The organism is Nocardia sp. NPDC055321 (assembly GCF_053645575.1).
On record NZ_JBSHMS010000018.1, the window covers coordinates 61,746 to 68,798 of the forward strand.

Consider the following 7,053-nt stretch of genomic DNA (forward strand, 5'->3'; position numbering starts at 1 on the left):
TTCGATGGCCGACCGGACCGCGGACGTACTCGACGCCACCCAGCGCTGCCTGCTGCGCTACGGGGTGCGCCGGACCACCATGGACGACATCGCCGCCGAGACGGGCGTGTCCAGGTCCGCGGTCTACCAGTACGTCCGCGGCAAGGACGACGCCGTGCGGCGGCTCACCGAGCGGCTGCACGGCACCGCGCTCGAGCACGCCCGCACGGCCGCGAACGCGAATGCCCCACTGGCGGAACGGGTCCGCGGGATCCTGGCCGCCAAGGTGGAACTGACCTCCGGCCCGTTCGCCGAATCACCGCACGCCGCCGAACTTCTCGACGAACAGGCGCGCCTCAACGGCGACATCTGCCGCCGTTTCACCGAAGACCTGCACGGGATCCTCACCGCCGTGCTCACCGCGGAGCGGGTGCCCGATCCCGCCGACACCGCACACATACTGCTGGCCACCACCATCGGCCTGCTCACCGCGCGCCGCACCGATCTGGTCCCCGCGCCGCCTCCGCCGTCCTGCACGGCGCGTTCACGAAACACCCAGAAGGAGAACACTCATGACCGTCGCCGGCCGCGAATGGCGTCTGATCGCCCGCCCGTTCGGTGAGCCGAAGCCCTCGGACTTCGAACTCGCCACCGTCGACCTGCCTGATCCCGCACCGGGCCAGGTGCTGGTGCGCAACGACTGGCTGTCGGTGGACCCGTACATGCGCGGCCGGATGAACGATGTCGAATCCTATATTCCGCCTTTCGTTCTCGACGAGGCCATGACCGGCGGCGCGGTGGGTACGGTGCTGGCCTCGGCCGCCGACGGCATCGAGATCGGCGCCACGGTCTCGCATTTCGCGGGCTGGCGGGAGTACGCGCTGCTCGATGCGAGCGCCGTCCAGGTCGTCTCCACCGAAGTCGCTCCGGCACAGGCGTATCTGGGCCTGCTCGGCACCACCGGCCTGACCGCCTACGCGGGGCTGACCGAGGTCGCGCCCGTCCGTGCGGGCGACGTGGTGTTCATCTCCGGGGCCGCGGGCGCGGTCGGATCCGTCGCCGGGCAGGTCGCCAGGCAGCTCGGCGCGGCCAAGGTCATCGGCTCCGCGGGCGGACCGGACAAGGCCGCACGCCTGGTGCGCGACTTCGGCTTCGACGCCGCCATCGACTATCGCGCGGGCGATCTGCCGGGGCAGCTGGCCGCGGCCGCGCCCGGCGGGATCGACGTGTACTTCGACAACGTCGGCGGGGATCACCTGGACGCGGCGCTGGTGGCCATGAACCGGTACGGCCGGATCGCGCTGTGCGGGGCCATCTCGGTGTACAACGACACCGAACTCGCGCCCGGCCCAAGCCACCTGCCGCTGGCCATCGGCAAGCGGATCACCCTGCGCGGCATGAATGTCAGTGATCACATGCACCAGGTTCCGGAGTGGTTCGCCAAGGCCGGGGGCTGGCTCGCCGACGGGTCGCTGCGCACCGAGGAGACCGTGTTCGAGGGCATCGAGCAGGCCCTGGACGCGTTCACCGCCATGATGAACGGCGTGAACACCGGCAAGATGCTGGTTCGCCTCCCGCACAACTGATTTCGCCCGCCGCTCACCGGCAGTTCACCTTCCCCACGTCTGGCCGTGTTTAGGCTCTCGGCACAGAGGGGAAGGTGGCACGGGTGGCCGCACGGCGCACGAAACTACTTGTCACAGCACTGATCGCGCTCTGCGTCCTGGCGGCGGGATGCACGGGCTCGGAACCGGGGAAGGACCCGGCGGCCGGATACGACGACGCGGCCGATGTACTGAACATCGTCGCGGGCTCCGAGCACGACGCGGTGTTCGCCTCCATCGTGCAGCCGTGGTGCCGGGATCAGGGGCTGACCTGCACCATGACCGCGATGGGCTCGGTGGATCAGGCCCGGCTGCTGCAGACCGGGGACGCGCCCTACGACGGATTCTGGTTCGCCAGCAGCGTTTTCCAGCAGCTCGGCGACACCGCGCACCGGCTGCAGCGGGTCCAGCCGATGTTCAGCACACCGCTGGTCTTCGCGGGGCGCGAGAGCGAACTGGAGCGGCTCGGCTTCCTGGGCCGCGATGTCGGCATCGAGGAGATCCTCACGGCGGTGGAGGCCAAGCGCACCACGGCGTGGATGACCAATCCGACCCAGTCCAATTCCGGCGCGACGGTCCTGCTGGGGTTCCTGAATCACTTCGCGGGCAACGGGCCCGGGGTCGCGCTCACCGCGGATCAGCTGAACTCCGAACCCGTGCGGGCCGGAATCACCCGGTTCGCACGGGCTTTCGCGCGCACCCCGCCATCCACGGGGCTGCTCATGGACGAATGCCTGGCCTCGCCGCAGTGCAAGACGCTGTTCACCTACGAGGACCTGGTGATCGAGCGCAACAAAGCACTGGTCGCCGCGGGACAGGAGCCGCTGCACGTGGTGTACCCGCGCGGGGTGCTGGCCATCTCGGACGCGCCGCTGGGCTTCCTGCCGCACGGGGACAATCCCGCGAAGCTCGCCAACTTCCAGAAGCTGCAGGACTTCCTGCTCACCGCGGATACGCAACGGCGTCTGACCGAGCTGGGGCGGCGGCCCATCACCAGCATCGGGCTCTCGCTGCCGGACGCGCCGCGCGCGGTGTTCAACCCGGACCAGGGCATCCGCGCCACGCTGACCGATCAACCCATCACCTATCCGGCCGCGCCGGTCATCGAAGCGGCGCTGGACAACTACCAGACCTCCTACCGCGCGCCGACCGATCTGGTCTACTGCATCGACGCCTCCGGGAGCATGAGCTCCAACGGCGGCTGGGACGGGGTGCAGCAGGCCGCGGACCTGCTGTTCGATCCGGTGGAATCCAAGAAGTACCTGGTGCAGACCGGTCCGCAGGACCGCACCGCGGTACTGGTCTTCGACAGCGTCCCCGCCTCCGCGCCGTGGACCGCCGGCAACTCCGCGTCCGCGCTGCAGACCCTGCGCGGCGTCGTGCGCGATCGAAAGCCCAACGGCGGCACCGGGATCTACCGCTGCCTGGCGGCCGCGGCCACCGAGTTCGAGGGCCCGCCCGATCCCGCGCGCAAACGCCTGGTCATCCTCATGACCGACGGCACCGACACCGAGGGCGGCGGGCTCGAGGCCATCACCCGCAGCGGGGTGCCGGTGGTGACCATCGGGTTCGGCAGCGCTGTGAACACCAAGGCGCTCAACGAGATCGCGGCGCGCACGGGCGGCTCCTACTTCAGTTCCGACAATATGGTCGCGGCCCTGCGCCAGGCCGTGGGTTACCGGTAGGAGCGCGGTTGCCGAGCAATTCCGTCCTGATCACCACCCTGGCCGTCCTGGTCCTGTCCTTTCTCGGGCTGTACGCGGTACTGGGCTCCGCGGTGGGCGCGGCCTGTGTCGCGGCGGGGGCGGCGGTTCTCACCGCGCTCGCCGGGCAGGCGCTGTCCGAGCGCGCCCGGCAGGGCGCGCTGACCCGCGCGGTACGCGAGGGCACCCTGCGCGTCGCGGCGCGGGCCGGCCGGGTCGCCGATCCGGAGACCCGGGCCGCGCTACTGCGGGCCTGCGAGATCATTCCCGCGCTCGTCGAGCGCACCGAAAGTGTTGATCCATCGCGCCTTCCGGCGCTCCGCGACGCCCTGCGCACCGGGTTGACGACGGTCGAGTCGGTGCTCGACCGGTATCTCGAGATGCAGGAGCATCCGGCGCGTTTCCGCGACGCCGACCGGCTGCTCGCGCGCAGTCGCGAGGTGCTGCGCGGGTTCGAACACTTCGCCGCCCATACCGCCGAACAGATCGGCGATCCGGATCTGGAGTCCTTCTTCACCGATCTGGCCCGACTGGAATTGAGCTATCCCCCAGTGCTTCCCCCGAGCGAGGACCGATGAACAAGTCCCGGCTACCCGTCCTGCTGGCCGCCGTGTTCGCCGTCGTGGTGATCGTCGTCGGCGTCGTGGTCATCCGCGGCTCGCAGGCCACCCCCGCCGCGGTCACCACCCTCACCTGCCTGGGCGGTTCGGAGAAGTCCGCGCTCATGGCCGATGCCGACGTGCGGGCGATCCTGCGCGAGGACTATCGGCTGGAGGTGAAGTTCGATCAGCGCGGGTCGTACGATCTGGTCCAGTTGCCCACCGCGCAGTTGAAGAGTCAGGGCGTGGGGTGTCTGTGGCCGTCCTCGGCCAGCGCGCGCAGCGTGTTCGAGGCGACGCACGACACCGACGACTTTCCCGGGTACCGGGCCGAATCGGTGCTGGAGACGCCCGAGGTCATCTACGCCGGACCGGCTGCCACCGACGCGCTGATCAAGGCCGGCATCGTCGCCCAGCGCGAGAACGCCTACCACATAGTCGATCTCAAGCGACTGCTGCTGGACTACGTGCTGCCCAAGCAGAAATGGGAGGCGCTGGCCGCGCAGAACCTCGCCGGGCCGATCCGGATCACCAGCACCGATCCCGCGACCTCCAACTCCGGATTCAGTCTCCTGCAGCTGGAATTGACGGTCATCGCCTCGGGGGACGTGTTCCAGCCGCCCACGGTCGCGGAGGCCAAGGCCGGTCTGCCCACGGTGCGCGGACTCTACGACGCGCAGGGTCTGCAATCGGACACCTCCACCGGCGGCTTCCGGGAGTGGCTGATCCAGGGCGCGGCAATGCTGTACGCCGGGTACGAGAACCAGGTGCTGCAGCAGCTGGCCGCCTACCGCGACAATCCCGCCGCCACCGACGCGCTGCTGGCGGGCACGCGCATGCTGTATCCGGATCCGACGCTGTTCAACAGCAATCCGGTGCTGGCGCTCACGCCCGAGGCGCAGCAGTTGATCACCGCGCTGCAGGATCCCGAGATCCAGCGGATCGCGTGGCAGCGGTACGGGTTCCGCTCGGCCACCCAGCTCGGCGCGCCCAATGCCGCCGACTTCGCCCGCATTCCGCTGGCGGCGCAGCCGCGCGGGACGGCGCCGCCCAAGGCGGATGTGACGCTGTTGCTGCTCGCGTGCGTGCGCGACAACAAGTGTGCCTGAGGCGAGGGGTTCGTCTCGAGTCGAGACAAATCACATGATTTGTCTCGACTCGGAAATGCCGTTCGACCGGCGCTGACTCAGCGCTCGCCTGCCCGCCGGAACTCGGCCGCGTGGGTCTCGGATTCTCACGTCGAGACGCCGGTTGACACCCCGTCCACGCCGGGAAACCGTGTGCCCACGACAGGTTCCCCGACCCGGAGTGGCAGGCCATGACGCTGATCTCACCGGACGCGATCGACATCTTCGATCCCGTCCACCTCGAAGACCCGAACCCGCTGTACCGGCGGCTGCGCGAGCAGTCCCCGGTGTATCGCCTGCCCGGCACCGATTTCTACCTGGTGACCTCGTGGGATCTGGTCACCGAGGCGGTGGGCCGGCCCGAGGTCTTCTCCTCGAACCTGACCGGGGTCCTGCTGCGGCAGCCGGACGGTCCGCCGGTCACCTTCGACATGGACGGCGGTGGGCAGGCCGTGCACGTGCTGGCCACCGCCGACGATCCGGCGCACCTGGCACAGCGCAAGCTCGTACAGCCCTTGCTGGCCAAGCGGATTCGCGGGCTCGCGCCCACCGTGCACGCCCTGGTCGACACGCTGTGGGAGCGGGAGCTGCGGGACGGGCGCATCGACTGGGCCACCGGCATGGCGGATCAGCTGCCGCTGGCGCTGGTGGCCGAGATCATCGGGCTGCCCGATTCCGATGTGCCGCAGCTGCTTCGGTGGGCCTACGACAGCACCGAGATGCTGGGCGGGGTGGTGGACGCCGACGGTTTCGGCCGCTCGGTGGGCGCGGCCGCCGAGCTGACCGGGTATCTGTACACGAAATTCAAAGCCGCCGAGGCCGATCCGGGCGACGATCTACTCGGCGTGCTGGCGCGCGCGTGCGCCACCGGCGAGGTCACCGATACCGTCGCGGTCCTGGTGCTGACGCAGTTGGTGGGCGCGGGCGGCGAATCCACCGCCGGTCTGGTCGCCAACGCCGCGCGCATGCTCGCCGCCGATCCCGCGCTCCAGGAGGAACTTCGGCGCGAACCGGCCCTGCTGCCCGCCTTCCTGGACGAGGCGTTGCGCCTGGAATCGCCCTTCCGCAGCCATCATCGCCACGTCACCACGGACACGGAACTGGGCGGCGTGCATCTCCCCGCGGGCAGTCACATCCTGCTGCTGTGGGGCGCGGCCAACCGTGACCCCGCCCGCTTCGAGAACCCCGATGTCGTCGACCTCGACCGTCGCAGCGGCGCCAACAATCTCGCGTTCGGCCGCGGCGTCCACTTCTGTGTGGGCTCCGCCCTCGCCAAACTGGAGGCGACCGCCGCCCTGACGGCCCTGCTGACCCGTTCCACCCGCTTCACCTTCGCAGAAGACGCCCCACCCCAATGGTTCCCGAGCATCTTCGCCCGCCGCCACCTCTCCCTACCCCTCGAAATCTCCTGAAAGGCTCCCCGCATGACCGACCCCACCCCCGAGGCCCTCGTCACCGCCTTCTGCGCCGAGTGGCTGACCGGCACCCCCGAGTCGATAGCCGCCTACTTCACCGAAGACGCCGTCTACCACAACATCCCGATGGCTCCCCTGCGCGGCAAGCCCGCGATCCTCGACTTCCTACAGGGCTTCATAGGCGCCTTCGGCGGCATAGAGTTCACGATCCACCACCAGTCCGCGACCGGCACCACGGTCCTGAACGAACGCACAGACCGCTTCACCCTGGGCGACAAGCCGATAGAGCTCCCCGTGATGGGCGTCTTCGAGGTGTCCGGCAACAAGATCACCGCCTGGCGCGACTATTTCGACATGGCCCAGTTCACCCAACTGACCCAGCCCTGACGCTTCCCGGGCGTCCGGATCCGGGGTCAGCGAGACGCCCGGCCACACCGCAGTAGCTCCGGGCTCGACTCCGGATGCTCACCCGGCACACACAGGGCCGAGGGCCCCGGGTGTCGGAGAAACCCGGGCCGCGGCCGGGGCCATGGGGCCGCGGGGCCCCCAGCCAGTATGATTTAAACAACAGACCCTGCCGACGCAGGTTTCTGTGTAGATATAGGGGGGGGGCGGGTCATTAAAAA

Annotated in this window: 7 protein-coding genes; all 7 read left to right on the forward strand. The window is 69.4% G+C overall.

Going from position 1 to position 7,053, the window contains the following annotated elements:
• Positions 1–4: 4 nt before the first annotated feature.
• The 7 genes from ACWIGI_RS27470 to ACWIGI_RS27500 all read left to right on the forward strand — a co-directional run bounded on the left by ACWIGI_RS27470 (position 5) and on the right by ACWIGI_RS27500 (position 6,814).
• Positions 5–601, forward strand: coding sequence for a TetR/AcrR family transcriptional regulator (locus tag ACWIGI_RS27470; RefSeq protein ID WP_454205368.1), 597 nt, complete (start codon positions 5–7; stop codon positions 599–601).
• On the forward strand, positions 552–1,565 hold the full coding sequence (locus tag ACWIGI_RS27475) for an NADP-dependent oxidoreductase (RefSeq protein WP_454205369.1): 1,014 nt from the start codon (positions 552–554) through the stop codon (positions 1,563–1,565). The genes ACWIGI_RS27470 and ACWIGI_RS27475 overlap by 50 nt, the downstream gene beginning before the upstream one ends.
• An 83-nt stretch (positions 1,566–1,648) precedes the next feature.
• Complete coding sequence (locus ACWIGI_RS27480) at positions 1,649–3,268, forward strand: VWA domain-containing protein (protein WP_454205370.1); 1,620 nt, start codon at positions 1,649–1,651, stop codon at positions 3,266–3,268.
• 8 nt (positions 3,269–3,276) lie between these two features.
• Positions 3,277–3,864 carry a hypothetical protein gene (locus ACWIGI_RS27485; protein WP_454205371.1) on the forward strand — a complete coding sequence of 196 codons (588 nt, stop codon included), beginning with the start codon at positions 3,277–3,279 and terminating at the stop codon, positions 3,862–3,864.
• The gene (locus tag ACWIGI_RS27490) at positions 3,861–4,994 is read left to right on the forward strand and encodes a hypothetical protein (protein WP_454205372.1); all 1,134 of its coding nucleotides are present in this window, start codon (positions 3,861–3,863) and stop codon (positions 4,992–4,994) included. Before ACWIGI_RS27485 ends, ACWIGI_RS27490 begins: the two co-directional genes overlap by 4 nt.
• A 209-nt stretch (positions 4,995–5,203) precedes the next feature.
• Entirely contained in the window at positions 5,204–6,424 is a 1,221-nt protein-coding gene (locus ACWIGI_RS27495; protein ID WP_454205373.1) for a cytochrome P450, read from the forward strand.
• Positions 6,425–6,436: 12 nt separating this feature from the next.
• The gene (locus ACWIGI_RS27500; RefSeq protein WP_454205374.1) at positions 6,437–6,814 is read left to right on the forward strand and encodes a limonene-1,2-epoxide hydrolase family protein; all 378 of its coding nucleotides are present in this window, start codon (positions 6,437–6,439) and stop codon (positions 6,812–6,814) included.
• Positions 6,815–7,053 lie beyond the last annotated feature (239 nt).

Excerpts from the sequence above, each read along its gene's own strand:
- ACWIGI_RS27470 (WP_454205368.1), top strand. The coding sequence starts at position 5 with ATGGCCGACCGGACCGCGGACGTACTCGACGCCACCCAGCGCTGCCTG.
- ACWIGI_RS27475 (WP_454205369.1), top strand. The coding sequence starts at position 552 with ATGACCGTCGCCGGCCGCGAATGGCGTCTGATCGCCCGCCCGTTCGGT.
- ACWIGI_RS27490 (WP_454205372.1), top strand. The coding sequence starts at position 3,861 with ATGAACAAGTCCCGGCTACCCGTCCTGCTGGCCGCCGTGTTCGCCGTC.
- ACWIGI_RS27495 (WP_454205373.1), top strand. The coding sequence starts at position 5,204 with ATGACGCTGATCTCACCGGACGCGATCGACATCTTCGATCCCGTCCAC.
- ACWIGI_RS27500 (WP_454205374.1), top strand. The coding sequence starts at position 6,437 with ATGACCGACCCCACCCCCGAGGCCCTCGTCACCGCCTTCTGCGCCGAG.